Source organism: Pseudomonas sp. IT-P258 (genome assembly GCF_949767825.1).
Taxonomy (GTDB): domain Bacteria; phylum Pseudomonadota; class Gammaproteobacteria; order Pseudomonadales; family Pseudomonadaceae; genus Aquipseudomonas; species Aquipseudomonas monachiensis.
Genome location: NZ_CATKPU010000013.1, coordinates 185,582 through 210,307, shown reverse-complemented (window position 1 = coordinate 210,307; position 24,726 = coordinate 185,582). Strand labels below are relative to the sequence as shown.

Sequence of the window (24,726 nt, the reverse complement as noted above, 5' to 3'; positions counted from 1 at the left end):
TGAACAATGAGGTCAGGGTAGTCAGGCGCAGTGGAATGGCGTCAAAAAGCCCCTACGGCACCAACGTACGGGGCATTTTATTTTCCAAAGCCAATGTGGAAGTCGGGTCGACTTACGCCCCCAACTTGCCATCAGCCATCTGTGAACAGGTGTAGTGATTCCCCCTGGTTTCGTAGATACATCTAATAGTCAACTATTGATCGAACTTGGCTAGTTGCCAGTGTCGACTTTGGATTGTAACCACGCAAGTGGAGCAGGATTGAGAATAGCGCGCCGATTTTTAAACCAAGCAAGATTTTAACATGAGCACGTACGAGGATGGGTTGCACCTCGAGTTACTGCTTGGAGTTTAGCCTGTGGCAGAAGCGCCGCTTTTTTGGCAGTAAAGAAAGGAGAGTCTAAATGGCAACAGTTAATGGAAGGACGGTAACCGGGACCACCATCTATGGAACCACCGGCTATGATATTATTTATGGCGCCAACATCGCCGAAGTTATTTATGGCGGAACGGGTGACGATACCATTTATGGCAATGATGGTAACGATACGATCTATGGTGGCAGTGGGTCGGACGCCCTGAATGGCGGCAACGGCAACGATATCCTGGACGCGGGCACTAGCAGTAATAGCGTCCTTACAGGCGACGCAGGGGCAGATACTTTCGTCATAAATCGTGGAGCCAGTTATATAGGGCAAACCATCACGGATTTTGACGTGTCCGCAGATCGGCTGGATCTTCGTCAGGTCGGCATCTCCGACATCGAGACGCTTAATCGCCTGTTTGAAGTCAATTACGATGACAAGCTTTTATTTACAATCAATACTAACGGTTATTATTCGACGACCACGCTGAACAATCTTTGGGCCACCGGGATCGAGGAGTTGGACGCGTCCAATGTGCTTCTCAATACGACCGTCCAAGACGATACGCTGACCGCAACCTCAAGGAGCGATCTGTTCGCAGGGTTGGGTAATGACAGGCTTACAGGTTCCTCGTCCAGCGACCGCCTTTTTGGCGAAGGCGGCAATGACACCCTCTTCGGCATGGCTGGGAATGACCTTTTGGTCGGTGGTGCCGGCAACGATACCCTGAGCGGTGGCGCTGATGGAGATGTGCTCGAAGGCGGTAGTGGCAACGATATCCTGAACGGTGGCACTGGGAGCGATCAGCTCATCGGCGGGGCTGGTAGCGACGTATTCATCGCTCAGCGGGGGAGCAATTACTACGACTCGACCCGAGTCATCGATTTCAGTCTCGCGGAACAGGACAAGCTCGATGTCCGCACGCTCGGGATCAGTGATATCGATAGCCTCAAGCGCTTGGTCGAGGCGGTGGACGGCAAAGGTGGCGATGTCATCACAAATTGGAACGGCGGCTACTCGGCTGAGCTGGCGCTCACGGGAGTATCGGTCGCCAACCTGACAACGACCAACCTGCTCCTCAATATGAGCACGGCCAACTCTAATCAGTTCGCCACCGACAGAAGCGATTTGTTCGGTGGCCTTGGCAACAACCGTCTCGTTGGCTCCTCGTCCAGCGACCGCCTGTTCGGCGAAGGCGGCGCTGACACCCTGGAGGGAGGCAATGGTTACGACCTACTGGTGGGTGGCAGCGGTAACGATAGTTTGTTCGGTGGCAATGGTAACGACACACTGGAGGGCGGCATTGGCGACGACAAGCTCGATGGTGGCGACAACTATGACATCCTCAAGGGTGGCGTCGGTAACGATACTCTGAATGGCGGCCTGGGAGATGACGTGTTATCGGGCGGCACCGGTAATGACTTGCTGATCAGCAGTCTTGGCGACGACTTTCTGGACGGCGGTGAGGGCATCGATACCCTGTCCTACGCAGCAGAGGGATTGGCGCTCAACGTCGATCTCAACCTCACGGGCGAGCAGCGTGTCCTGGCATCCCGTTACGAGGATGATCGAATTCTCAATATCGAAAACGTTATTGGTGGTTACGCGAACGATCGCCTGGTGGGCAATGCCTATAACAACAGCCTCGATGGAGGCAACGGTGACGATACACTCAGTGGTGGACTTGGTAATGACGTCCTGCGTGGTGCGGCTGGCAATGACACCATAAATGGGGGCGGCGGCGTGGACACGGCTACCTACGAGGGGGCAGCCTCTGCGGTCAAGGTCGACCTCAACATTAAGACTGCCTCCCAGAATACACTCGGTGCAGGTGTCGATCGCCTCCTCTCCATCGAAAATCTCACCGGATCCAGCTACGCCGATACGCTGAAAGGCGATGCGGCAGCCAACGTGTTAACGGGCGGACTAGGCAAGGACACCCTCATCGGCGGCGCTGGCAGCGATATTTTCGACTTCAATTCGTTGTTGGAAATGGGGACGATCAGCTCCACCTGGGATGTCATCAGCGACTTCGTGCGGGGCAGCGACAAGATTGACCTGTCGACGCTTGATGCCAACACGGCGACGACCACCAATGAAGCCTTCACCTCGATCATCGGCAGTACCGCAGCCTTCAGTGCGGCCGGCCAGTTGAAAGTTTCAGCGGGCGTGCTCTACGGCAATACCGATGCCGACAGCGCCGCCGAGTTCGCCATCCAGATAGTCGGTCTCAACAGCGCGACCACGGCGGACTTTATACTTTAACTTGCGGATCTGGCATCTGACAGAGTGACGCGTCGCGAGTCACCCTTGATTTTGCAGACGTATCTGACGCTCTCCTTCTGGCCGATTGCAGCCCTTGGCGACAGGCAGCAATCGGCCAAAAGCGGTCTTTCACGACGGCCATTTAAGACGTGCGGACGACCCATCAATGCCAGAGCTCACGATTGTTCCAGTAAGGCAAACCATCTATTGATAGTGCACCCAAAAATGTTTTGGTCACTTCAACATCACGAGTACCCGGAAATATCAGCTTACGCCTCCGCTTACATCCGGTGATGTTCCAGCAAGAAGTCCACGAACAATCGCACCCGCGCCGGCATTGCCGCCCCGCCGACGAACACCGCATGAATCGGTTCCTGGTCCCCCGGGGTTCCAGGCTTCCAACAGCGGAATCAGGTCGCCGCGCTGCAGATCCTCGCTCACGCTGAACTCACCGATACGTGCAATGCCCGCACCTACTCGCGCGAGTTGTGCCAGCGCTTCACCACTGCTGCATTCGATGTTGCCGCTGACCTTCAGGGAAAACTCTTTTCCATCGCGGATGAACGGCCAGTTGGGTTCGGCACGCCGAAAGTTGAAGCGCAGGCAGTTGTGCTGTAGCAGGTCTTCCGGTTCCTGGGGGATGCCGTGGCTCTGCAGATACTCGGGCGATGCCACCACTACCTGGCCGGTGTCGCCGATCCTGCGCGCGGTCAGCGGGCTGTCGGGCAGATGGCCAAAGCGGACCGCGACGTCGGCCTGCCCGCCGAGAATGTCGACCACTTCGTCGCCGAGGGTGAGGTCGACGACGATGTTCGGGTAACGGGCGCTGAATGCTGCGACCAAAGGAACGATGGCCAGCCGCCCATGGCCAAGGGCGGCACTGACCCGCAATCGCCCCCTGGGTACGCCCTGGTCGGCGATGGCTTCTTCGACCTCGTCCATGTCGGCCAGGATACGCCGGGCGCCGCGCAGGAACGCTTCGCCCTCGGCAGTGAAGGTGATCGCTCGGGTGGTGCGCAACAGCAGGCGGGTGCCAAGACGTTGCTCGGTACGCGCGATGATCCGACTGACTGCCGAGGGTGTCAGGCCCAGTGCACGCGCGGCGGCCGACAGGCTGCCTTCCTGCGCCACGGTGATGAACACGCTCATTTCACCTGACCTGCCGTTGAAATCCACTTGTGCCTCCTGCGCAAAGGTGATTGCCAAAAATGCTATCTACCACCTGAAAAGACTGGATCGTAGCATTAGCGGCATAGATAAGGAGCCTTCCATGCGTATCAATCCACCACTTGTCGCGCTCGCCATCGGTGCCTTTGGCATCGGCGTAACAGAATTCGCCCCCATGGGCATGTTGCCGGGTATCGCTGCGGATCTGGGCGTTTCCATTCCCGCCGCCGGTTTGCTGGTCAGTGCTTATGCGCTGGGCGTATTGCTCGGCGCACCGCTGATGACCCTGACCACCGGCAGGATTCCCCGGCGCTATCTGCTGATCGGGCTCATGGCGATTTTCACCCTGGGCAATCTGATGTCAGCCCTGGCCACCGATTACTACAGCCTCATGGTCGCCAGGGTGGTGACCTCACTGAACCATGGTGCATTTTTTGGCGTTGGCTCCATCGTCGCCGCCAGCGTGGTCGCCCCGCAGAAACGTGCCGGGGCGGTTGCGGCGATGTTCATGGGCCTGACCCTGGCGACCATCGGCGGTGTGCCGCTGGCCGCCTGGTTTGGTGAACTGTTCGGTTGGCGCACCGCTTTCTGGGGAATTACCGGCCTCGGCGTGGTGACCATGGCCGCATTGTGGTTCGCCCTGCCTAACCTGAAGACGCCGCAAAGCGTCGGTGTAATGGCCGAAATTCGGGTACTGGGGCGTGGTCCGGTACTGGGCGCGTTGGCCCTGACCGTAGTCGGATCGAGCGCAATGTTTACCGTCTTCACCTACATCGCGCCGATCCTCAGCAGCGAGACCCATGCGTCCACCGCCTACATCACCGCCATGCTGGTGCTGTTCGGTGTGGGGTTGACGCTGGGCAACATGTGGGGCGGCAAGGCCGCCGACCGCTCGATAGATCGCACCCTGATCGTTTCGCTGAGCGTGCTGATTCTCGTCTTGCTGGCGTTTACCGTTCTGATGCGTTGGCCGCTGCCGGCCGCCGTTGCCATCCTGATATGGGGTATCGCCAGCTTCGCCCTGGTGCCGCCGCTACAGATGCGCGTCATGGAAGCAGCGAAGGACGCGCCCAATCTTGCCTCTGCGGTGAACATTGGCGCCTTCAATTTTGGCAACGCGATTGGCGCAGCACTGGGCGGAGCGGTGATCAACGCCGGTCTGGGTTATCCGGCGATTTCCCTGGCCGGAGCGGCGATGGCTGCTCTGGGGCTGCTGATGGTGTTGGCTTATGCCTGGCGTTCCAGAACGATTGAAGCGGCAGTGGTATGACGAAGATGAGGGGGAGTGGTTCGTTACGATCGATGAGTGGCGGCAATCGGTCAATTTTAGCCTTTGCTGACCGGCAGCTTTGGGTCGGTAGCTGCCCCTCATCAGAGGCAGCAATCGGCCAGCTGGAGTCATTCAAACAAGACCGCCCGGTGGGGGCACTTGCTTCTGATCAGAGGAAGTAAGCCCCCAATGTAGCCGCAGCAACGAGCCAAACCAATACAACGATCACTGCAGAAAACCTGTTCACTGGCCGCTTGAGATGACTTTTCTCCCACTCACTCGCTTTGAGTTGACAGTCCTCGAGCACCTGCGTGGGCATCAGCCGAATAGCGAGCAGAATGCCAAGCGGCAAAATGATCACGTCGTCCAGGTATCCAAGCACAGGAATGAAATCAGGAATGAGGTCGATTGGGCTCAGCGCATACGCCACGACAAAAACCGAAATCCATTTGGGTAACCAGGGTGTTTGTGGATGCCGATAGCAAAACCAGAGAACCATGGTTTGCCGTTTCAGCTTTCTGGCCCAGCCACGTAAACGATCAAGTACGCGTTTCATGTCGTAATTGTCAGCCCCTACGCAGGACGCTTCCCAAGCGTCGCTCAGAAAGGTCTGAGAACCTTGGCGAGCCTGTTTTTCGAGCTCCGGATTTACCGCGTGCCATGTTCATGGAACACCATTCTCCGGCGATGAATCGGGCTTGGCAATCCAGCCGACATAGGTGAGCCAGAGACCGATCAGCACGCCGATGCCAAAGCCGATTTGCACCAGCCACTGCATCCTCGCCGATACAGCCACGCCACGTTCAATCAGTTGCGGCGCGGCCAGGAGTACAACACCGCGAAGCGCCAGGAACCAGCCGAACAGGGAAATCACAAACGCTGCGGCGCTCGACCAATATTGATGGAACGCGATGATCGGCAGGCCACCGGACAACAGTAGAGCGCCGGCAAACCACACGGTGAGCGGACTCGCGAAGAAGTCGGCCGCCAGTGGCCCCATGTCTGGCGCCCGTACGGCGATGATGCCGGGCACGATGACCAGCCAAGGCCCGATGACGCGTGCGAACGCGCGCGTGCGCGCTCTGGATTGTGCTGTGGCGGACATGAGAGTTCCCTCAATCACCTTCGCTCGGTGGTCAGGGGAACTCTAGACTCCATTTGCGGGCCTATCGAATATGGCTAGCAAAATGGAAAAGACAGCAGCTCCCCGGCAGCCGAAGGCGATGTCACGGCGCACGGCCATCACTTATGCAATCGGCCTGCCGCTTGCGCTGCTGGTGTTGATCTTCCTGCCGGCCGGCACCATCGCCTGGCGACCTGGATGGGTATTGCTGTTCGTTCTGATATTGGCTTTTGGCGCGTCAGGCCTTGTCCTGGCGTGGGTCAACCCTGTGATCTATCGCGCGCGCAGCCGGATTCAGCCGGGCACGAAAAGCTGGGACAAATCACTACTGGCGTTCATATTGCCGGCGATGACTGCCGTCCTGCCGGTCGCGGCGCTCGATGCCGGGCGTTTCCATTGGTCGCAGGTACCGGCCTGGTGGGTGCCAGGCGGCTACATCGCTGTGCTGGCGGGCATCGCGGTGACGGGCTGGGCGCAGGCGGTGAACCCCTTCTTCGAGCCAGGTGTGCGCATCCAGGCCGAGCGGCATCAGCGCGTGATCGATAGCGGCCCTTACCGTTTCGTGCGTCACCCCGGGTACATCGCCGCACTGTTCCTGTTCATTGGCATGGCCCTGGCACTGGGCTCGTTCTGGGCACTGGTGCCCGCTGCGCTGGCGTCGGCGTTACTCGTCTTGCGCACCGCATGGGAAGACCGGTTGTTACGGTCCGAGCTTGCGGGTTATGACGACTATGCCCGTCGAGTACGGTGGAGATTGGTCCCCGGCCTCTGGTGAAGACCAGGGTCAGATAGTGGTTGCCGAACGGCTGGAGGGGAACACGCCAAGGTTGGCACCCCTTCACGGCTTCGTTCGCCGGGCTGGCAAAAACAACGCTTTTGCTCGCCTGTAACGTTCATGGTCAGGTCGAGGAGAACAGCATGAAATCCCCAATCATTGGGCTGCGAGTGGCCGGCACCGTCTACGCACTGATGGCCTTGGCACAACTGGGGCGCATGATCATTCGCCCCGAGGTGCTCGTTAATGGGTATCCCATGCCGCTGTGGCCAAGCGTGCTCGCCTTCTTGTTGCTCGCGGTTTTGAGCGTCTGGATGTGGTCGCTTACACTGTCACAAAAACCGCAGCGTTCATGAGTCAACCGGTCGTGGGAGGCAGCTTCCGGCCAAAAATGGCCGGTGGTCGTTGCATTACGATTGTCGCCTGCGTTTGGCTAAGCTTAATAAATCAGGGCGAACTGAAACCTTGAGTGATAGCGGCCATCAACGGATCTGGATCGGCCTCAAGGCGGCACTCCCAAGGGAGACGACTATGTACGCAGTTATAAGAACCTACCTGGGTACTGGAGCAAAGGAGCTTTTCGGGCTGTTGGAACAGCGTAATGCCGACGTCGAAGCGACCCTGCGGACAGTACCTGGCCTCGTCAGCTACACACTGTTGAATACGGGTGATGGTGGCACGTCGGTGACTGTTTGCACGGACAAGGCCGGCAGCGATGCGAGCCTGAAAGTCGCGCGTGAATGGATTCAGAAAAATGCATCGAATATTCACTCGAACCCACCGATCGTAACGGAAGGTCCGGTCATTGTGCAGATCAACTAGCGTCCGGTCCGCATGATGGTGAGTGCTATACTTTTTTTCAGATTGCACGAGGTGTGCAACGTTCCCCCCCACAGTACAGCTACCGACTGCTGCCGGACATCGGAGGTCTACAGCAAACCCGAAACGGGAGGTGTGGCATGAATCGACACTATTACATCAGTGACAATCTCAACGATCTTGAAAACGTTGAATATGAACTGGAAGCCAGCGGCATCAATTCCGAACAGATCCATGTACTCAGTGAAAAAGTTGCTGATGTAGAAGAACATCACCTCCACGAGATCAGTTCGCTAATGGAACAGGATGCTGTTCATTCTGGTGAGATTGGTGCGGTGATCGGCGTGCCACTCGCGGCACTTGTCCTGGGCGGCGCCTATTGGATGGGCTGGACCGAATCCCCCGCAGGCTGGATGCCCTTTATTTTCCTTGCCATTGTTGTATTGGGCTTCTGCATCTGGGAAGGCGGCTTTTTTGGGTTCCAGGTGCCGAACACTCACTTCCGCAATTTCAAACAGGCAGTAAAAGAAGGTAAACATATCTTCTTCGTGGATGTTGAACCGAATCAGGAATCGGTACTGGACCAGGTAATCAAACAGCATCCGAAGCTGAAGATTGCCGGCACCGGAACTGCAGCCCCCCACTGGACAGTGGCCTGGCAGCACAAATGGCATCAGTTCAAGCGAGTGATATCGGGTTAGCCAGGAGACTCAAGGCCATCCGACAGCTGCTTACTGGCCAAAGAAAATGACCCGGCTGAGGAAAACATAGTCTGCCTCGGTGGCCATCAGCCCGATGAGCACCAGTAAACACAAGGGTGGCACCAGTATGGCGTAGACCATGGCCAGGCGCTCCCATGCCATATGCATGAAGATGGAGACAATCAATCCTGCCTTCAACAACATGAACGTGATAATCAGGGACCAGCGAAGGTAACCATGGAAGTGGAAATAGTCGACCAGGTACGACAGCGTGCTGAGGACGAACAGCAGCCCCCAGATCTTAAGGTACAAACTGATCGGATGTTGCTGACCCTGAGCATGTGCCATCACCCGTGCTCCTCTACCATAAATAGAAGAATGCAAAAATAAATACCCACACCAGATCCACGAAGTGCCAGTAAAGCCCGGCTATCTCGACGTTCTGATAATTTCCGGAGCGCTCATAATCTCCGCGCCATACTTTCAGCGCCACAATGCTGAGATAGAGAGCGCCGATCGATACATGCAGTCCGTGAAAACCGGTAATCATGAAAAAGCTGGCGCCAAATTGCGCCGCTCCCATGGGGTTGCCCCAGGGGCGCACCCCTTCTGCGATGAGTTTGCTCCATTCAAATGCCTGCATGCCGACGAAAGTCACCCCCAGGGCAGCGGTCGCCAGCATCAGGGCCGTGGTTTTCGCGCGGTTACGGCGATAGGCGAAATTGACGGCCATGGCCATGGTACCGCTGCTGCTGATCAGCACAAAGGTCATGATGGCAATCAGGATGAGCGGAATTTCCTTGCCACCGATCGTCAACGCGAACACCTCACTGGGGTTCGGCCAGGCGCTGGTGATGGTCATGCGTACCGACATGTAGCCGGTCAGGAAACAGGTGAATATAAACGTGTCGCTGAGCAGGAATATCCACATCATCGCCTTGCCCCAGGGCACCTGCTTGAAGGCCTCCTTATCCGAGGCCCAGTCGCTGGCGATGCCCTGCCATCCCGGTGCAGGGGGCGAGCCTGGCGGATTGGATAAACTGGTCTCGGCTTGGGCTTGGGCTTGTGAGTGCAATGCCATGGCTGTTCACCTCAGGCCGCAGAATCTGGCGATGGCTTCATAGGTTTGCGGCGTGCTGGCCAGCAGCGCGAATAGCACGAACCAAAGGCCCAGCAAGTAATGCCAATAGATGGCACAGAGCTCTACGCTGGCGCCAAGTTGCGCCAGTGGCACATGACGCAAGAATCTGGCGACGATCCAGCACCATGCGATCAGCCCGCCCAGCAGGTGGAGCCCATGCAGGCCCGTCAACAGGTAGAAGAAACTGTTGGCCGGATTGCTGGCGACAAAGTAGCCCCAGGCGACAAATTGCTGCCAGACCCAGAATTGCCCCGCCAGAAAGGCAATGGCAAAGACACCCCCCAACGCAAAACCAATGACCGTTGCGCCCAGCCGAGCCTTGCGGGCGGCCATGCGCGAGCACTGCAGTGCGATGCAACTGATTACCAGAAAAGCCGAATTCAGCCAGAGCGGCCGGAGATTGCCTAACGGCGCCAAAGGCTCTGTCAGGGGTAGCCAGTCGACCATTTGAGAACGGGCGACAAAGGCGATCAGGAAAAGGAAGAATAACGAACTCACCACCACCAGAAACAAGCGCAGGCCTACCCTTGCGGTTTGCCGTCTAACGGCATCCTCGGCGGCCTGATTACCCTCAGGGTCGCGGCTCCAACTGCCGCCGGGGTCAGCGCCGCCGGCGTTTCTCAATAGCAGCCTGTTCATGTCTTGATGTCCGCCCTGGTTCCGGCACTGAACTGCCGCATGTGCTCCAACTCCTCGGCGGAGACCGTTTGCGGCACGAAATCCTGCTCTATCCCCGGCACGCTGTAGTCATAGGCCCAGCGATGCACGACCGGCAATTTTTCTCCCCAGTTACCGTGTTTCGGCGGGGTGTCCGGCGTTTGCCATTCCAGGCTGGCCGAACCCCAGGGATTACTGCCTGCCGGCTTGCCCTTGAATGCACTCCAGGCCATGTTGAACAGGAACAGCAACTGGGAAACGCCGACAGTCAACGCGACCACCGTAATGAAGGCATTCAAGTCTTGCGCGGACTGCGGGATGAACGCGTAGTTTTCATAGGCGTAGTAGCGACGTGGCATGCCCTGGAATCCCAGGTAGTGCATGGGGAAAAAGATGGCGTAGGTACCCAGAAAAGTAATCCAGAAATGCAGCTTGCCCAGGGTGTCGTTCCACATGCGCCCGGTGACTTTCGGGAACCAGTGATAAATGCCGCCGAACACCACCAGTACCGGTGCAACGCCCATGACCATATGAAAATGGGCCACGACGAAATAGGTGTCCGAGAGCGGGATGTCCACGATCACATTGCCGAGAAACAATCCGGTCAGGCCGCCGACCAGGAAGGTGATGATAAAGGCCAGGGCAAACAGCATCGGCACGGTCAAATGGATGTCGCCGCGCCACAGGGTCAGTACCCAGTTATAGACTTTCAGCGCGGTCGGCACCGCGATGATCAAGGTGGTGACGGCGAAGAAAAAACCAAAGTACGGGTTCATTCCGCTGACGTACATGTGGTGTGCCCAGACCACAAAGCTGAGTACGCCAATCGCAATAATGGCCCACACCATCATTCGGTAGCCGAAGATGTTTTTACGCGCATGGGTACTGATCAAGTCGGAGACCAGGCCAAACGCCGGAAGAGCAACGATGTAGACCTCCGGGTGGCCGAAGAACCAGAACAGGTGCTGGAACAATATCGGGCTGCCACCCTGGTGATCGAGCTGCTGCCCCAGCGAGATCATCGCCGGCATGAAGAAGCTGGTGCCCAACAGCTTGTCGAACAGCATCATGACCGCACTGACAAATAACGCCGGGAAGGCCAGCAAGGCCATGATCGAGGCCATGAAGATGCCCCATACTGAGAGCGGCATGCGAAACAGGGTCATGCCGTGCGTGCGCGCCTGCAACACCGTGGTGACGTAGTTCAAGCCGCCCATGGTGGCCGCGACAATGAAAATCGCCAGTGAGACGAGCATCAGGACAATGCCCCACTCGACCCCCGGTGTCCCCTGGGTAATGGACTGAGGCGGATAAAGCGTCCAGCCGGAACCTGTGGGGCCGCCGGGGACAAAAAAACTGCTGAGCAACACAACTACCGCCACCAGGTAAAACCAGTAGCTGAGCATGTTGACGTAGGGGAAGACCATGTCGCGGGCGCCCACCATCAGCGGGATCAGATAGTTGCCGAAGCCCCCCAGAAACAAGGCCGTGAGCAAGTAAATGACCATGATCATGCCGTGCATGGTCATCGCCTGATAGTAAGTACTGGCGTCCATGAACGCCAAACTGCCGGGGAAGCCTATCTGCATGCGCATCAAGCCGGACAACACCAGAGCGATAAGACCCACGAAGATGGCCGTCAACGAATATTGAATGGCTATGACCTTGTGGTCCTGACTCCAGATGTATTTGGTCAGGAAACTTTTGGGCTCGTGCAGTGCTTCTGTTTCGGCTTGCTCCGCATAGGCCATCACGTCATCCTCCTGCCGAAGTTTCAGTGTATTGCTGGCTGCTTTACGGCGACTTCCCTGGCTGCGCGTTGTTCGCATCAGCGTCAGCATTCGCTTTGGATTTGATGAAAGCGATCAGTGCATTGAGCTCCTCGTCACTCGCAGCCAAGGTTGGCATGACGGCGGCATAGCCCTTGACGATTTTGGCATTGGGATGAAGAACCGAATCCTTGAGATAGTCCTCATCGACCTTTACGCTCGTATCGTCGGCAAGGGTTTCCGTCTTGCCATACAGGCCCTGCCAGCCGGGGCCGACGCCCTTGTTGCCATCGACACTATGGCAGGCCAGACAGCCGAGCGACCCGGCCAGCCGCTGCCCCTGCGCCACCAGGTCTTCACCCGGGCTCGACGCTTCGCCGGTCGAAGGTTCACCGTCTTGCCCCGCAGCACCCAGTGATTTGATCAGGGCGATGACGGCACCCAGTTCATCGTCCTTGAGAGTATAGGCCACCATGACCGGCGGGTAGCCCTGTACCAGTCGGGCCTTCGGATCGAGAATCGACTCTTTCAGGTAGGCCTCGTCGACCTGCACACTGGTGCCATCGGCAAGCTGTTCCGTACGGCCGTACAGCCCCTTCCATCCCGGGCCGAGACTGGCACCGCCATCCTGGCTATGGCAGGCCTTGCAGCCGAGTTGCTCGACCAACTGCCGGCCTTTTTCCAGCACGCTGTCTCGACCGGGTTTGGCAGTTGCCGTCAATGTCTGCGCAAACGTCGGTTGGCCTTTGAGCCATTGATCGAAGACGCCCTGCTCTTCCACGATCATATGGCCGCGCATGTTGTAATGACCTACGCCACAGAATTCAGCGCAAAGGACTTCGTACTTTCCGGTTTTAGTTGGCGTAAACCAAAAGTACGACACCATTCCCGGCACCATATCCATCTTGCTGCGAATTTGCGGTACATAGAAATCGTGCAGGACATCTTTAGCCCGCAACAAGACTTTCACCGGCCGATCGAGCGGAAGGCGAACTTCATTATTCATGACCAGCACATCGTCCTGCCCCGCAGGATCCTTGGGATCAACGCCGAGGGGATTGGCGGAGTCGACAAACTTGATATCCGACTTGCCCAACTTCCCGTCCTGGCCGGGAAAACGAAAGGCCCACTGCCACTGCTGGGCGACCACTTCAAGGTCGTAAGCCTCTTTCGGCACCCGGATGAAATCGTTGTAGACAACCAGGCCTGGGGCCAACATCCCGGCGATACCTACCGAAGTGATGATAATCAACCACAGTTCCAGCTTTTTATTTTCTGGCTGGTAGGCCGCCCTGGCACCCTCCTTGTGCCGATACCGCATCACCGCGACCGCCATGAATACCGTGATGGCAATGAAAAATATGCCGCTGATGATCAGCGTGATGAACAGGGTGGTGTCTATGGACCCCCAGTTGGAAGCTGCCGGTGTCGCATGCCAAGGCGCAAGTATGTGGAATAGCACTGATGCAATAACGATTAGTATCAGGACAATTGCTATTACCATTTCCTCTTCATCCTATTCCTGTTGTTCATTGGGTATGCAAAAGCATCGCCGCTGACTTCCAAGCAGGGCAGGCAAATGCCACCCGTCCGGGCGGCAAAGTCAGTAAGAAGTATAGAGCCCATCGGATGTACCGTGAGGTTGGCAGGCGAGGCCCGGCGACCGGCTATACTGAATTTCTGATGACGGACAGCAGGGGCGGCCAGAAGCGGGTCAGAAAATCGAACCCTGCCCTTGTACAGTCATCCAACTTAAGTAATGGCATCGTGCAGCAACGATAGCTACAGATTCCAGCAATCCACATGGGAGGTTTCGTCATGAGTGTCCTGACGATCGAAGGCTGGTGCAAAACCAGCGGCGCCCAAAAATCCACCCCGATGGGGGAGATCCATTTCAACGTCGACGGCCCCTTGCACCTCCGTCTGGAGGAGGCCGAAGAGCGCTTGCAGAAAACCCACGAACAGCAAGCCATGGTCGATGTCGATATGGACTCGATGGAGTTAATCATGCCCGAGGGATACGCCCCCTTGTCCGACTGCCAGATGCGTGTCTATCTGCAACACGAACGCGGACAGTTCCATCTGGTTGGACACCGAGCGAGTGACGGCAGCCTGATCTACACCAACGCAGTGTTGATTGATCAACTGCTTGAGTAGCGGTTACGTGATTCCCGGTATCGGAGTTTCTCCGCGGGATAATGTGCGGTACCGAAAACTCACGGGGCTTTTAAACACAATTCAGTGTGTTGCTTCGACCGGTTGAAACCCCAGACAGAAGCGGCCCTTCCCGTCCCGTTAAATCCACCTCGCCTCAGGGGCAAGTAGCCCCTGGCAAAAGCGATCGGTGAAACAGGGCCGCGACTCTCTCCATAAATGGGGTACTACACCCACCCGACCAGGTGTTTGCCACCAAAATTGAGGGATATTCCCCCCCTTCCCCGTTCTCTCGCTTGAAGACCTCGCAATCAGCCTGTTAATTCATTTGAGTTTTTTCTTCGCCCTATTGAAATGGCTCATTAGTTGCACCACCCCTGATACCCGCAACAGCTGTCGTCCCGGACATCACGGAGGCGGCGGGGCTCGCCGGATCAGGCATGACGCGAGGGGTGAAAAAATGAATCGAGCGACACCACCATGCAGTTCCATCGCCTTGTTGCCCAGGTCCAGCCTGTGGTGCGTATTCCACGCAAACGTGAGGACGGGTGATGGCTTCCACTAATAGATCAATCGCTCGAATCACCAAGCGACCAATGGCCCTTTATAAGCAGCTCGCTGAGTTAGGCCTGATGTTTATTGCGTTGGCGATGACGCTGGCGTTGTCCGTTGTACTGGCGATGGAGTTCACCCTTGGAGTGTTTTGACAAGTTATTGCCCCTACGACGAGCGCCCGTTTTACCAGGCACCCATGTAAATGAAGCGACTATGGGAGGTGTGTCATGTGGAATCAGCCTCTGATGATGGTGGCGATCTACTTTGCCATCACCCTCTGCTTCGGCTGGTTGTGGTCCGCAGCTACCTTGTATTGGTTTTGACCCAATGGAAAAAATGAGTCACCACCTGATTTTATAAACACACATGGCCGGCAGCCATGCGTCGGCCAGGTGGAAACCGAAGGTCAAGCGGTCAAATGGCCCATGGGGGCGCAGGGGAAAACTTTGACTCGATCCATTGTTTGAACGCGACAACCACCGCGCCCGGAAACCTGGCCGATGGCCTGACCAGATAGACCCCACCGGCGGAATCCAATTGCCAGTCCGGAAGGACCTGCAACAGCCTCCCGGCAGCAATATCGCGACTCATCAACCAGTCACCTGCCCCCAATATTCCGGCATCGGCGCGGGCCGCTGCCAGTAATGAATCGCTGTCATTGGCCGTCAGGTTTCCTTTGGGAGAAACCGTCTGCAACTCATTGCCGCGATGGAGTCTCCACTGGGGAAAAGACGCCAGGCCGCTGAAGCGAAGGCAGTTGTGCCGGATCAGGTCCTGTGGCGTTTCGGGCATGCCGTGTTGCCTGATGTAAGCAGGCGAGGCACAGAGTATCCGGCGATGGTCACTCAGTTTCCTGGCGATCAACCGGCTGTCTTCCAACTCTCCGATTCGGATCGCCGCATCAAAACCTTCATCGATGATGTCGACCAGACGCTCGCTGTAGTCTGCGAGGATCGAGACATGCGGATGAGCCTCGAGAAACTCCGGCAGCATCGGGCCAAGCCAACGCCTGCCCATGGCTGCCGGCAATGCAAGGCGCAAAGTACCGCGGATTTCGCTGGCGCACTCGGACGCCTGCTGCTGCGCTTCATTCAGCAATTCGATGGCTGAGCGAAGGCGCTGCTCCAGCCTGGCACCTGTTTCAGTAATTCGAACCTGGCGGGTGGAGCGCTCCACGAGCCGAACGCCAAGGCGCTTTTCCATTGCGGCGAGGCGTTTCGAGACGACGGTTGGGTGTCGCTGCAATAGCCGGCCAGCCCCGACAAATGAGCCTTGCGAGGCCACGGCCAGAAACGCAGCGATTTCATCACTGTGCTGATTGTTCAGAACATCAAGATTCATGGTTTTAGAATGATCGCCCCCGATGAACGCCCCGACTCCAGGTCGGCATGCGCCAATGCTGCGTCCGCCAGAGAGTAGCTTGCCCGGACCGAAGGTTTGATAATACCCGCACCGATGGCCGCCAACACATCCTGCGCTCGTTCCTGGTACTCGGAGGCACTCGCGGTATGGGCTGCCAACGAAGGACGTGTGAGGAACAGCGAGCCTTTGGCATTGAGTGTCGACAACTCCACGGCTGACGGCGCACCTGATGAAGCGCCAAACGACACCATCAGCCCCCGTGGTCGCAAGCAATCCAGGGATGCCTGGAAAGAAACACGCCCTATCGGGTCATAGACGACGTCGACCATTTTACCGTCGGTGATTCGAGCGACCTGGGAGGCCAGGCTGGCAGCATCGAACACCAGGACTTCATTGCACCCCGACGCCAGGGCTTTCTCGACACTGGCCTGCTTTGAAACCACGCCAATCACGGTGGCACCCAAGTGCTTGGCCCACGGCACCATGATTTCCCCCAGCCCTCCCGCCACACCGTAGAGCACAATGGTGGTGCCGGGCCCTACGGGATAGGTGGCTTTCAACAGGTACTGCGCAGTGATGCCCTTGAACATGACGGCTGCGGCATCTTCAAATGACAGCGAATCCGGAATTTTGACCAGCCGCTCCGCCGGATAAAGCCGGGCCGAAGCGTAGGAGCCGATCGGACCGGTGGCATAAGCCACGCGATCCCCTGTTCGTACGTTGCTGACACCCGCGCCCACAGCGGCAACACGCCCCGCGCCTTCCAGCCCCAGCCCGGACGGCAAGGGAATGGGCACCGCTCCCTTGCGCTGGGTAACGTCGAGAAAGTTGACACCCACAGCCTCTTGCTCAAGCCATACCTCGCCCTGGCCTGGTGATTGTTCGCTCAGTGCCTCCAGGTTCAGTACTTCAGGGTTGCCGAACTGGTTAAACCGGATCGCAGATACCATGGTCATTTCTCCATCAGTCAGAAGCCGTAATCAAATGAGTGGGCTCAGTGTGAGAACTGATCTGCTGATGAACAAGACTGGAAAATTGCAGGACATTAATGCACTGATTGCAGCAATGTAACCACCGATAGCGGGCTATGCTCTGGGGACATCAACGCCAGTCGGGCTGGGTCTGGTTCTGCGACATGTCGGCGCAGCAGATCCAGTTCACAACGGTAATCAATTCTCCGGTCGGTTCGACAACGCTTCATTCATGCCATGAAGGGAAACATGACTTGGCGTTTCTATTTTTCAGTTGACTGAGCACGACTAAATCGTGGAGTGAACCCACCATGACCCTGGACCGTAAACTGTTTGTTGGCGTCGCACTGACATACCTGCTGCTCAGCGGTTGCACCTCCCAAGTCACTGAACGCGAGCAATATTCGGGCTTCCTGTCCAACTACAACAACCTGCAAGAAGTGACCACCGCCACGGGTGGGAAGGCAATGCGCTGGGTGAGCCCGTCGTGGAACCCGAATGCGTATGACACCATCGCGTTCAGAACGCTGGAGTTTTATCCCTCGCCCAAACCCAACGAACAGGTCAATCAACAAACGCTGGCCGACTTGCAGGACTTCATGTCCAGGAAGGCCAAAATCGTACTGGGCCAGAAATACCAGAGGGTGTCTAACGCCGCCGCCGCACCAGCCAGGTCACGCCCCCTGATTCTTCGTGCGGCAATCACTGGCGTCAGCGCCTCGAACGAAGGCATGAAGTGGTATGAAGTGATGCCGATTGCGGCCGTTGTCGGAGCGACACAGGCAGCTACCGGTCACCGGGATCAAGACACTAATCTATTCATTGAAGCCGAGTTCATTGACGCAAGAACCAATCAAACAATGGCCAAAGTGGTGCGTAAGGTATTCGGCAACCCGTTAGAGAACGAAAGTCAGAAAATCACCACCAAGGACTTTAAAGACGCTATCGAAAAACTGAATACCGATCTCTGGACGTTCATCCACAGCTGACCGCGAATAAACTTTCAGCTTCTTTCTCCCCTTGCGCCCTGCCAGCCGATGCGCGCCCCTGTATATGTTAAGGCGGCGATCCGACTTGCCCGCGAACACGACGACACACTGGCCGCTTTGGGCCGGCAGTTGACGTTGATGACAGGCAACAATCGGCCAACAGCGGCCTCTGACCACCGTGGGGAGTATAATTTCACCACGGTGGATTATTCCCCCCTTGGAATTTAACTAAGTCACTCGTAACTGATGATTCCGAGTTGCTTTGCCATAAACAGTTCGTTCCGCTCAACGATCTCCTCGATCACTTTCCCCTCTTTGTTAAACCGAAAATACGTCAGAGCGGTCCAAGTCAAGCTCTTGCCTTCTACGTTAAAGCCGTGCCATGTATTCGAGCCAGTAGCACAGTGCGTCAACGCGACTACAACAACGTCATCCGTGACAACTTCCTTGCTGAACGTAGTTTCAATTGTCTTATATCGTTCGAGAACATTTTCGCTCAAGGCTCGCTTAAAGTTTTCCAAACCACCTATCGGAGCATCGCAGTCCGGTCGATGCACAACCACATTGACATCGAAATACTCGGAAACCCGCTCAACATCCTTACCATCCACGCAGTATTTAAAGTAGTTCTTCACCGTATCTAGATTTTTGACACCCATACGACACTTACTCCTCTCAGATTGATAACAAGCAATACATCCCAAAGCTTTATAAAAGGCCGCCCCGCTCAAAAGGAGCCGTATACCAGAAGCGTTACATCAATTCGAATAAGACCTTTTGCACACTTCACGAGTGATTAACTGGAACGACCCAGCGCGCCAGGTACATTCTAGGAGGGGTTATGGTATTCGTAAATCTAGAATATATTAGACCTGATATCGAATATTGGAATACCACATGAGTCTGGAACGGTTGGAAAAATGGGCAACAGTCAGGCATTTCCGCCTGGCGATTGCATTGTTTGAATATGGCAGTGTTTTGCACGCCTCACGCTCGCTGAACCTCTCACAGCCTACAGCGAGCAAGCTACTACAGGATCTGGAAGAGGCTGTAGGGGCTCAGCTCTACACCCGAAATCGTAGGGGGGTTACGCCTACGGAGCTTGGTCGGGACTTTGTACAGCGCAGCCGGATGATCCTTGCCCAACTGGATCATGTATCCCAAGCAATCGACGCGCTTGGAAAAGGGCATGCCGGGCGTGTTGCTATAGGAAGCGTGTTAACAGGGTCAAGTTATCTTGTGCCAGCAGCCATCGCACGACTCTGGGCAAGCCGACCAAGCATCCGCATCAAAATCATCGATGGTGTAAGCGGAGAACTAATACCTCGGCTCATCTCGGGCGAATTGGACTTCTTGATTGGGAGACTTTCCGATGTCAGCTCAAGCGTCGTTGTCGCTCAGGAGGCACTTATTAGCGAAAACGCGGTCATCGTTGCGCGCCGTGACCACCCTCTTGCCCAGCAAACAGAGGTTAAACTGGAAGAGCTCGCGCGCGAAGCATGGATACTGCCCCCAATAGAAACTACTTTACGGAAGCAGTTCGATAATATCTTTCATCGAAATGACATCAATCCACCACATGCAACGATAGAAACCGCATCATTCTTTAATATACTTTGGTTATTAAAGCAGACCGATTTTCTTGGGATATTACCACAATCAGTTATTTCTGACCCAGCACACAGTAAGGAACTAATCCGCCTCCCGGCTTTTGAACCTCTAATTCTGGAACAAATTGGTGTTTCCCGACTAGCAGACGCTACATTGTCACCTGCCGCTTCCGCTTTATTGGACTCACTAAGAGAGATTATGCACAACACCCAAAAAATGGGCGGATACCTTCCGTGAGAGAAGGAGTTCTAATCGTTGCAATAGCCCATCGAATTGACGGGCAGCCTTGAGAACAGGCAGCAATCGGCCAGAAGGAAACATTCGTTTGCGTCGGGATGCCCCCTATCCAGTCGTCAGGCATTAAGCACTGTCGAGATGGTCGCGTATGAACTCGATGAACCGCTGGGTCTTCGCAGGAAGCAGCGGTTTTTCGGTCAGTGCGTAGACCGAGGTGCCAGTGCGACTACGACCAGATGTGCCACATCCTCGAAGGCAGCCTGCGCCTGACCGATGCGGACGGCGTGGCGAAGACCTTCGGGCCTGCGCCTCGCCTGGGAACGCCGCCACCCCATACGTCAACGCAAGTTCCAAAGCCGGTTACAAGGGGTATAACTATCAGAACAAAAGGCGGGTCACGCAGAATGGGCCCTCCGAAGGTAGCGCCCGGGCCAGGTGCCCCAGGCCCGATCGGCGCCTGCGGCGCGGAGCGATGTGATGAGATCCAGAACATGGCGATGGGCTCGCAAGAGCCTTCTTGGCTGCATCGAGCTGGCCTTGCTGGTCGCTCCTCTGTGCGCCAGCGCCATGTTCAAGTGCCAAGCCAGGGACGGCGCCATCAGCTACACCAGCCAAGCCATCGCCAGCGCCCGTTGCACTCGCCTCAATGGCATGGCGGGCGCCGGTGTCGGCGCCAAGGCAATGGCCCTGCCACGGGTTGTGCGGGACGACGACTCAGGCGCGGTGCGGATTCGGGTGTTCACCTTCATCCACAAGGGTACTCGTCAATATGTGAGCCGGCGCCCCGTCGGTATCTCCGCACGGGTCGATGTCCTTGAGCTCTATTACATCAAGGGCTGCTATCTGTGCATGGCGCCGAAGGATTTCAAGGTCGCCTCACTGCGCCTGGACACCCTTTCCTATCGGCGGGAGATCGAAGCCGCTTCGGGTCATTATGGTGTCGACAGGGCGCTGGTCCGCGCAGTGATACATGCCGAATCGGCGTTTCGCCCCAACGCCATTTCCGAAGCCGGCGCCCAGGGGCTGATGCAGTTGATGCCCGCCACCGCCCAGCGCTTCGCCGTGGACGATCCGTTCGACGCACGACAGAACATTCGTGGCGGCGTGCGCTACCTGGCCTGGCTGCTCAAGCGCTTCAACGGCAACCAGGTGCTGGCTTTGGCAGGTTACAACGCCGGCGAAGCGTCCGTGGTCGAGTACAACGGGGTGCCTCCCTACGCCGAGACGCAATCCTACGTCACCCTCGTGCAATCCTTGACCGAACGCTATCGCAACCATCGCTAGGTAAGTATCGACAAGCTGATTTTCGTCCCGCATGTAGCTTGTAGTCTCAGCCCTCGACTAGCTGGGTCAATATCTCCAGAAAACTGGAGTTACGAGTACCAACACAGTCAGGATTTCCAACCTTCCTAGAAGCATTCCAACCGTGAGCAGCCATTTGGCGGCATCCGGTAATGATGAGAAATTACCGGCCGGCCCAATGATTGTGCCAAGACCCGGTCCGACGTTACACACCGCCGTAGCGGCACCGCTCAACGCGGTTGTCCAATCAAGCCCAATGAGAGCCAGGCCCAAAGCGATGGCGGCAATCGTGATGGTGAAGAAAAACGAGAAGGTCAAAAGCGAGCGCACGATCTCCTCATCGATGGGATGGCCGTTGTATTTTTTCTGAATCACGGCTCGAGGATGGATCAACTGCTTCAAGCTGCTGACCAGTAGAGCGCCAGCCACCTGAAAACGGAAGATTTTAAGACCGCCTGCCGTTGAGCCGGAACAGCCACCGACGAAGGTCAGATAGAAAAACAGCAAGACAGCGAAGCTGCCCCACAAGGTGTAGTCGCCAACCGCAATTCCGGTGGTCGTGACGACCGAGGTCACATTGACCGCCACGATACGAAACGCATCCCACCATCCGTAATCGCTGTGAAAACATAACCAGGTACCCACGGCCAGCGATGTGACGAGCAAGAATCCAATGAATCCGCGGACCTGGTGGTCCTTGATCAGCGCACGCCGATTGCCCCGCAATGTCGCGACGTACAAGGTGAACGGCAGGCTGCCCAGAATCATGATGACTACCGCCACCCAGTGAATCGCTGGTTGCGTCCAATGCCCAAGGGAAGCGTCCGAAGTTGAGAACCCTCCGGTAGAGATTAACGACATTGCATGGTTGACCGCTTCAAATGGTGTCATTCCAGCGAGCCAGAGCGCCAGAGCTCCAAACCCGGTAAGCCCCAGATAGAGCAAAAGAATGTACTTGGCTGCCACATGGGAACGCGGTGTCACTTTCTCCGACCAATCGGAGGACTCTGTCTGGAACAGACGCATGCCGCCTACTCGCAACAGTGGAAGGATCGCCACAGCCATGCCGATAAAACCGATGCCGCCCAACCAATGCAGCATGGAGCGCCATATCAACAAGCCGGGAGATGAGGTATCCAGACCGGTGAGTACCGTCGAACCAGTGGTTGTGATGCCAGACATCGTTTCGAAGAATGCGTCGGTGTAGCTGATTTGGCTAATGAACACCATTGGTAACGCTGCGAAGGTGCACACGACAACCCAGCTTCCGGTAGTCAGCAAGTACATGTCCCTGGGACGAAGTTGGCCAGTATCCGGGCGTCCCCGCACGATCAACAGGAGGCCACAGACGAAGGTAATCAAACTCGACCAGAGAAAGGCCGACAGATCGTCGCTACGCTCATAGGCCACCAGTGTGATCATGGGAATAGCCATGCTTATGGCCAGCGTGATCAGAAAAATGCCCAGGATGAAGCCGATAAGCCGAATTGCTGCGAGGGACATGACAATAGCGTTCCAAATTAACACCGCGCAGTATTAGATACCCAACCTGAAGCCCCCGTAAATTTTGCGTAAAGCTTCTACGGGCAACCCCATAGGCTGCGTGCGTGAACGGGCTATATCGGGTCGAGTTCTGCCGGTCAGGACAGGCAGAAACCGGCCAGAAGCACTCGCTGACGACTGAGCCGATCACCCCTAGCGTCCGTTCAGGGCACAGTAGTCATTTCAGATGGCCACGCTGGTTTACCGGCCCGGTATGACATGAAAGTCCCGGTCTAGTGCTGGTTTTTAGATTATGTGCGGGACTCGGAAGGAATGAGGAGGACCAGATCAGTATCGCCTACGTCGACACCACCTTGTGACAGCAAAGTAGTAACTTGGCCTCGGTGATGAGTCTGATGGTTGAAGAAATGCGTGACCAAGCCATAAAAACTCTTGTCAGCGGGGGTTCCTTTCATGCTCGTGTAATTGAGGGTGTAATCTAAATCCGACTCTGTAATCGAGCGAGACCACTCGACAATTACCTGATCGAGCCAAACGCGATGCGTCGAAAGTTCTCGGATATTTGAGAGCAGTAACTGGTCGAGGCTTTGGGCGGCAGGGAGCTGTCGAATCGGCTCCAGAGCCAAGTGATTCGCCGGGTGCTTGGCAAATCGCTTTAGCCAGATAGTGTCCCCGGCCACCAGGTGGTTCAACGTCCCGAGAATAGAACCAAAGAATGCTTTCCTATCCACGGACAGCTCTTCATCTGTCAGACTTCTGGCCGCCTCATAAACCTTTACGTTCATCCAATCGTTATAGATCGCCATCAGGCAGATATGGTTGGTGCGGCCCATCGTGTTCATCCTTTGAGTGAATACTAGACAAGCGTTCCACGCTCATCTGGGGGCCATTCTAGAGCAAGGCTTTTTGAATCGCGCCTGATTTCGTAGACACGTGACCGGCTGCTTTGGGTCGTTTTCTGCCGGTCACCACTGGCAGAGAACGGCCAGGAGCAGGCAGTGACGTATAACCATGAAACCAGTAACGTTCCACTCAGTTTCAATAACAGCTCTCAGACCAACAAATCGACGGTCTGCAACATGCGCCGATAAGGAGATTGCGTATGCCCCATCTCCAGGTGAATGGTTTCGATCAGACACTCCAGAAACCGCTCGGCCGCCGGCCGCAGGGGCTGCCCGCTTCGGCTGATGGCGCCCACCGAGGCACTGCCGACCGGCTCGCGCAGAGGCAAGGTGCACAAGCCTTCGCGCTGAGCACATATCTCCACCAGCGGCCAGGGAAAGATGCTTAACATGTCGGTTTCACGCAGCAAGCTCAAGATGATCGAGAGCGAATGGGCGAAATGCACATGCCCCTGCGTCGAAATCGTTCCATCTTGTTGCGAGGCCAGTATCCAGTCAGCCGACGCCAGGTCCTCCATGGTCCTGCTGTTCGACAGCGGGTGTTGGTGACGGGCGACCACCGCACAATCGGCCGTGAACAGCGGCAGATAGGTCAGGTCGGTGCTGGAAGACCGGGTATCAAGCCGTCCGATAAACAGATCGACGCTCGCATCCCGCAGCAACGGACACGCGACTGATGAAAGCCCCTCATGCAATTCAAGTTGTACCTTTGGAAACAGCTGGCGAAAACGCACGACGGCTTTTGGCATGAGCGTCATCGCCAACCAGGGTGTCACGGCGACCGACAAGCACCCCACCAGTTCCCCCTTGCAATCAGGCAATACCTGACGGGCACAGACCATCTGTGCCACCAGCAGACGTGCCTGAATCAACAGCTTCTTGCCGAGCTCGGTAAACACAATCCCTGAGGTATTGCGGATCAGCAATTGTGTGGCGGTGTCTGCCTCCAGCTTCTGGATGGCCTTGGTGACCGCTGCCGGCGAAGTGTCGAGTCTTTTTGCAGCGCCGCGGATACTGCCCGCGTCGGCTACCGCCACGAGTGCATTGAGTTGATAGAACTTCATAGTGTCCGCCGGTGTTAACCCAGGGT

Annotated in this window: 24 protein-coding genes and 1 pseudogene; 11 read left to right on the top strand and 14 right to left on the bottom strand. The window is 56.5% G+C overall.

From position 1 onward, the window contains the following. The first annotated feature begins 402 nt into the window (after nt 1-402). Nucleotides 403-2,628: a hypothetical protein gene (locus ACM6G4_RS03465; protein WP_414913060.1), complete on the top strand. Its 2,226-nt coding sequence runs from the start codon at nt 403-405 to the stop codon at nt 2,626-2,628. Nucleotides 2,629-2,909: 281 nt separating this feature from the next. Here the strand turns inward: ACM6G4_RS03465 and ACM6G4_RS03460 are convergent. Then, nucleotides 2,910-3,804 (bottom strand): annotated as a pseudogene (locus tag ACM6G4_RS03460) (LysR family transcriptional regulator). A gap of 94 nt (nt 3,805-3,898) precedes the next feature. Here ACM6G4_RS03460 and ACM6G4_RS03455 point away from each other — a divergent pair. After that, nucleotides 3,899-5,065 carry an MFS transporter gene (locus tag ACM6G4_RS03455; protein WP_414913059.1) on the top strand — a complete coding sequence of 389 codons (1,167 nt, stop codon included), beginning with the start codon at nt 3,899-3,901 and terminating at the stop codon, nt 5,063-5,065. Between the two features lie 169 nt (nt 5,066-5,234). On the opposite strand, the gene ACM6G4_RS03450 is transcribed toward ACM6G4_RS03455, so the two are convergent. Together ACM6G4_RS03450 and ACM6G4_RS03445 are read right to left on the bottom strand one after the other, a co-directional pair. Then, the gene (locus tag ACM6G4_RS03450) at nt 5,235-5,621 is read right to left on the bottom strand and encodes a YkvA family protein (RefSeq protein WP_414913058.1); all 387 of its coding nucleotides are present in this window, start codon (nt 5,619-5,621) and stop codon (nt 5,235-5,237) included. Between the two features lie 108 nt (nt 5,622-5,729). After that, nucleotides 5,730-6,170 carry a hypothetical protein gene (locus tag ACM6G4_RS03445; protein WP_223542265.1) on the bottom strand — a complete coding sequence of 147 codons (441 nt, stop codon included), beginning with the start codon at nt 6,168-6,170 and terminating at the stop codon, nt 5,730-5,732. Nucleotides 6,171-6,288: 118 nt separating this feature from the next. Between ACM6G4_RS03445 and ACM6G4_RS03440 the strand changes: the two genes are divergently transcribed. From ACM6G4_RS03440 to ACM6G4_RS03425, 4 genes are all read left to right on the top strand, one after another. Further along, nucleotides 6,289-6,963: a methyltransferase family protein gene (locus ACM6G4_RS03440; protein ID WP_409079325.1), complete on the top strand. Its 675-nt coding sequence runs from the start codon at nt 6,289-6,291 to the stop codon at nt 6,961-6,963. Nucleotides 6,964-7,106: 143 nt separating this feature from the next. Then, on the top strand, nt 7,107-7,319 hold the full coding sequence (locus ACM6G4_RS03435; RefSeq protein WP_223542267.1) for a hypothetical protein: 213 nt from the start codon (nt 7,107-7,109) through the stop codon (nt 7,317-7,319). Nucleotides 7,320-7,494: 175 nt separating this feature from the next. Beyond that, complete coding sequence (locus ACM6G4_RS03430) at nt 7,495-7,785, top strand: hypothetical protein (RefSeq protein WP_056722915.1); 291 nt, start codon at nt 7,495-7,497, stop codon at nt 7,783-7,785. A 137-nt stretch (nt 7,786-7,922) separates the two neighbouring features. Continuing rightward, entirely contained in the window at nt 7,923-8,483 is a 561-nt protein-coding gene (locus ACM6G4_RS03425) for a hypothetical protein (protein WP_056722916.1), read from the top strand. A gap of 30 nt (nt 8,484-8,513) precedes the next feature. Here the strand turns inward: ACM6G4_RS03425 and ACM6G4_RS03420 are convergent, their stop codons facing one another. The 5 genes from ACM6G4_RS03420 to ACM6G4_RS03400 are packed head-to-tail and all read right to left on the bottom strand — an operon-like array spanning nt 8,514 to nt 13,554. Next, nucleotides 8,514-8,831, bottom strand: a complete 318-nt coding sequence (locus ACM6G4_RS03420; RefSeq protein WP_008053359.1) for a cytochrome C oxidase subunit IV family protein — start codon at nt 8,829-8,831, stop codon at nt 8,514-8,516. 13 nt (nt 8,832-8,844) lie between these two features. Further along, nucleotides 8,845-9,564 (bottom strand): heme-copper oxidase subunit III family protein, encoded by a 720-nt coding sequence (locus tag ACM6G4_RS03415; protein ID WP_056722917.1) that lies wholly within the window; start codon nt 9,562-9,564, stop codon nt 8,845-8,847. Between the two features lie 6 nt (nt 9,565-9,570). After that, nucleotides 9,571-10,263, bottom strand: a complete 693-nt coding sequence (locus tag ACM6G4_RS03410) for a cytochrome c oxidase subunit 3 (RefSeq protein ID WP_056722919.1) — start codon at nt 10,261-10,263, stop codon at nt 9,571-9,573. Beyond that, nucleotides 10,260-12,032, bottom strand: coding sequence for a cytochrome c oxidase subunit I (ctaD, locus tag ACM6G4_RS03405; RefSeq protein ID WP_223542271.1), 1,773 nt, complete (start codon nt 12,030-12,032; stop codon nt 10,260-10,262). The genes ACM6G4_RS03410 and ctaD overlap by 4 nt, the downstream gene beginning before the upstream one ends. 43 nt (nt 12,033-12,075) lie before the next feature. Next, the gene (locus ACM6G4_RS03400) at nt 12,076-13,554 is read right to left on the bottom strand and encodes a c-type cytochrome (protein ID WP_056722927.1); all 1,479 of its coding nucleotides are present in this window, start codon (nt 13,552-13,554) and stop codon (nt 12,076-12,078) included. Between the two features lie 314 nt (nt 13,555-13,868). On the opposite strand from ACM6G4_RS03400, the gene ACM6G4_RS03395 reads away from it, so the two are divergent. Both ACM6G4_RS03395 and ACM6G4_RS03390 read left to right on the top strand, forming a co-directional pair. Next, a complete protein-coding gene (locus ACM6G4_RS03395; protein ID WP_414913057.1) occupies nt 13,869-14,207 on the top strand; it encodes a hypothetical protein in 339 nt (112 codons plus the stop codon). 548 nt (nt 14,208-14,755) lie between these two features. After that, nucleotides 14,756-14,911 carry a hypothetical protein gene (locus ACM6G4_RS03390; protein WP_414913056.1) on the top strand — a complete coding sequence of 52 codons (156 nt, stop codon included), beginning with the start codon at nt 14,756-14,758 and terminating at the stop codon, nt 14,909-14,911. 262 nt (nt 14,912-15,173) lie between these two features. On the opposite strand, the gene ACM6G4_RS03385 is transcribed toward ACM6G4_RS03390, so the two are convergent. Together ACM6G4_RS03385 and ACM6G4_RS03380 are read right to left on the bottom strand one after the other, a co-directional pair. Continuing rightward, nucleotides 15,174-16,100, bottom strand: coding sequence for a LysR family transcriptional regulator (locus ACM6G4_RS03385; RefSeq protein WP_414913055.1), 927 nt, complete (start codon nt 16,098-16,100; stop codon nt 15,174-15,176). Next, nucleotides 16,097-17,071, bottom strand: a complete 975-nt coding sequence (locus ACM6G4_RS03380) for a quinone oxidoreductase family protein (RefSeq protein ID WP_414913054.1) — start codon at nt 17,069-17,071, stop codon at nt 16,097-16,099. Before ACM6G4_RS03380 ends, ACM6G4_RS03385 begins: the two co-directional genes overlap by 4 nt. A gap of 332 nt (nt 17,072-17,403) precedes the next feature. Here ACM6G4_RS03380 and ACM6G4_RS03375 point away from each other — a divergent pair, with 332 nt between their 5' ends. Further along, nucleotides 17,404-18,081 carry a DUF3313 domain-containing protein gene (locus ACM6G4_RS03375; RefSeq protein WP_414913053.1) on the top strand — a complete coding sequence of 226 codons (678 nt, stop codon included), beginning with the start codon at nt 17,404-17,406 and terminating at the stop codon, nt 18,079-18,081. 233 nt (nt 18,082-18,314) lie between these two features. Here the strand turns inward: ACM6G4_RS03375 and ACM6G4_RS03370 are convergent, their stop codons facing one another. Beyond that, nucleotides 18,315-18,740 (bottom strand): ester cyclase, encoded by a 426-nt coding sequence (locus tag ACM6G4_RS03370; protein WP_223542269.1) that lies wholly within the window; start codon nt 18,738-18,740, stop codon nt 18,315-18,317. A 238-nt stretch (nt 18,741-18,978) separates the two neighbouring features. On the opposite strand from ACM6G4_RS03370, the gene ACM6G4_RS03365 reads away from it, so the two are divergent. Both ACM6G4_RS03365 and ACM6G4_RS03360 read left to right on the top strand, forming a co-directional pair. Beyond that, nucleotides 18,979-19,929: a LysR family transcriptional regulator gene (locus tag ACM6G4_RS03365; RefSeq protein WP_414913052.1), complete on the top strand. Its 951-nt coding sequence runs from the start codon at nt 18,979-18,981 to the stop codon at nt 19,927-19,929. A gap of 477 nt (nt 19,930-20,406) precedes the next feature. Beyond that, nucleotides 20,407-21,213 carry a lytic transglycosylase domain-containing protein gene (locus ACM6G4_RS03360; RefSeq protein ID WP_056727392.1) on the top strand — a complete coding sequence of 269 codons (807 nt, stop codon included), beginning with the start codon at nt 20,407-20,409 and terminating at the stop codon, nt 21,211-21,213. Nucleotides 21,214-21,279: 66 nt separating this feature from the next. On the opposite strand, the gene ACM6G4_RS03355 is transcribed toward ACM6G4_RS03360, so the two are convergent. From ACM6G4_RS03355 to ACM6G4_RS03345, 3 genes are all read right to left on the bottom strand, one after another. Further along, nucleotides 21,280-22,734 carry a TrkH family potassium uptake protein gene (locus ACM6G4_RS03355; RefSeq protein ID WP_414913051.1) on the bottom strand — a complete coding sequence of 485 codons (1,455 nt, stop codon included), beginning with the start codon at nt 22,732-22,734 and terminating at the stop codon, nt 21,280-21,282. A 290-nt stretch (nt 22,735-23,024) separates the two neighbouring features. After that, a complete protein-coding gene (locus ACM6G4_RS03350) occupies nt 23,025-23,567 on the bottom strand; it encodes a DinB family protein (RefSeq protein ID WP_223542264.1) in 543 nt (180 codons plus the stop codon). 218 nt (nt 23,568-23,785) lie between these two features. Beyond that, on the bottom strand, nt 23,786-24,700 hold the full coding sequence (locus tag ACM6G4_RS03345; protein WP_223541877.1) for a LysR family transcriptional regulator: 915 nt from the start codon (nt 24,698-24,700) through the stop codon (nt 23,786-23,788). Nucleotides 24,701-24,726 lie beyond the last annotated feature (26 nt).

Excerpts from the sequence above, each read along its gene's own strand:
- ACM6G4_RS03435 (WP_223542267.1), top strand. The coding sequence starts at position 7,107 with ATGAAATCCCCAATCATTGGGCTGCGAGTGGCCGGCACCGTCTACGCA.
- ACM6G4_RS03390 (WP_414913056.1), top strand. The coding sequence starts at position 14,756 with ATGGCTTCCACTAATAGATCAATCGCTCGAATCACCAAGCGACCAATG.
- ACM6G4_RS03345 (WP_223541877.1), bottom strand. The coding sequence starts at position 24,700 with ATGAAGTTCTATCAACTCAATGCACTCGTGGCGGTAGCCGACGCGGGC.
- ctaD (WP_223542271.1), bottom strand. The coding sequence starts at position 12,032 with ATGGCCTATGCGGAGCAAGCCGAAACAGAAGCACTGCACGAGCCCAAA.
- ACM6G4_RS03355 (WP_414913051.1), bottom strand. The coding sequence starts at position 22,734 with ATGTCCCTCGCAGCAATTCGGCTTATCGGCTTCATCCTGGGCATTTTT.
- ACM6G4_RS03350 (WP_223542264.1), bottom strand. The coding sequence starts at position 23,567 with ATGGGCCGCACCAACCATATCTGCCTGATGGCGATCTATAACGATTGG.
- ACM6G4_RS03365 (WP_414913052.1), top strand. The coding sequence starts at position 18,979 with ATGAGTCTGGAACGGTTGGAAAAATGGGCAACAGTCAGGCATTTCCGC.
- ACM6G4_RS03450 (WP_414913058.1), bottom strand. The coding sequence starts at position 5,621 with ATGAAACGCGTACTTGATCGTTTACGTGGCTGGGCCAGAAAGCTGAAA.
- ACM6G4_RS03375 (WP_414913053.1), top strand. The coding sequence starts at position 17,404 with ATGACCCTGGACCGTAAACTGTTTGTTGGCGTCGCACTGACATACCTG.
- ACM6G4_RS03410 (WP_056722919.1), bottom strand. The coding sequence starts at position 10,263 with ATGAACAGGCTGCTATTGAGAAACGCCGGCGGCGCTGACCCCGGCGGC.
- ACM6G4_RS03420 (WP_008053359.1), bottom strand. The coding sequence starts at position 8,831 with ATGGCACATGCTCAGGGTCAGCAACATCCGATCAGTTTGTACCTTAAG.
- ACM6G4_RS03425 (WP_056722916.1), top strand. The coding sequence starts at position 7,923 with ATGAATCGACACTATTACATCAGTGACAATCTCAACGATCTTGAAAAC.
- ACM6G4_RS03430 (WP_056722915.1), top strand. The coding sequence starts at position 7,495 with ATGTACGCAGTTATAAGAACCTACCTGGGTACTGGAGCAAAGGAGCTT.
- ACM6G4_RS03360 (WP_056727392.1), top strand. The coding sequence starts at position 20,407 with ATGAGATCCAGAACATGGCGATGGGCTCGCAAGAGCCTTCTTGGCTGC.
- ACM6G4_RS03385 (WP_414913055.1), bottom strand. The coding sequence starts at position 16,100 with ATGAATCTTGATGTTCTGAACAATCAGCACAGTGATGAAATCGCTGCG.
- ACM6G4_RS03400 (WP_056722927.1), bottom strand. The coding sequence starts at position 13,554 with ATGGTAATAGCAATTGTCCTGATACTAATCGTTATTGCATCAGTGCTA.
- ACM6G4_RS03465 (WP_414913060.1), top strand. The coding sequence starts at position 403 with ATGGCAACAGTTAATGGAAGGACGGTAACCGGGACCACCATCTATGGA.
- ACM6G4_RS03370 (WP_223542269.1), bottom strand. The coding sequence starts at position 18,740 with ATGGGTGTCAAAAATCTAGATACGGTGAAGAACTACTTTAAATACTGC.
- ACM6G4_RS03395 (WP_414913057.1), top strand. The coding sequence starts at position 13,869 with ATGAGTGTCCTGACGATCGAAGGCTGGTGCAAAACCAGCGGCGCCCAA.
- ACM6G4_RS03455 (WP_414913059.1), top strand. The coding sequence starts at position 3,899 with ATGCGTATCAATCCACCACTTGTCGCGCTCGCCATCGGTGCCTTTGGC.
- ACM6G4_RS03445 (WP_223542265.1), bottom strand. The coding sequence starts at position 6,170 with ATGTCCGCCACAGCACAATCCAGAGCGCGCACGCGCGCGTTCGCACGC.
- ACM6G4_RS03380 (WP_414913054.1), bottom strand. The coding sequence starts at position 17,071 with ATGGTATCTGCGATCCGGTTTAACCAGTTCGGCAACCCTGAAGTACTG.
- ACM6G4_RS03440 (WP_409079325.1), top strand. The coding sequence starts at position 6,289 with ATGTCACGGCGCACGGCCATCACTTATGCAATCGGCCTGCCGCTTGCG.
- ACM6G4_RS03415 (WP_056722917.1), bottom strand. The coding sequence starts at position 9,564 with ATGGCATTGCACTCACAAGCCCAAGCCCAAGCCGAGACCAGTTTATCC.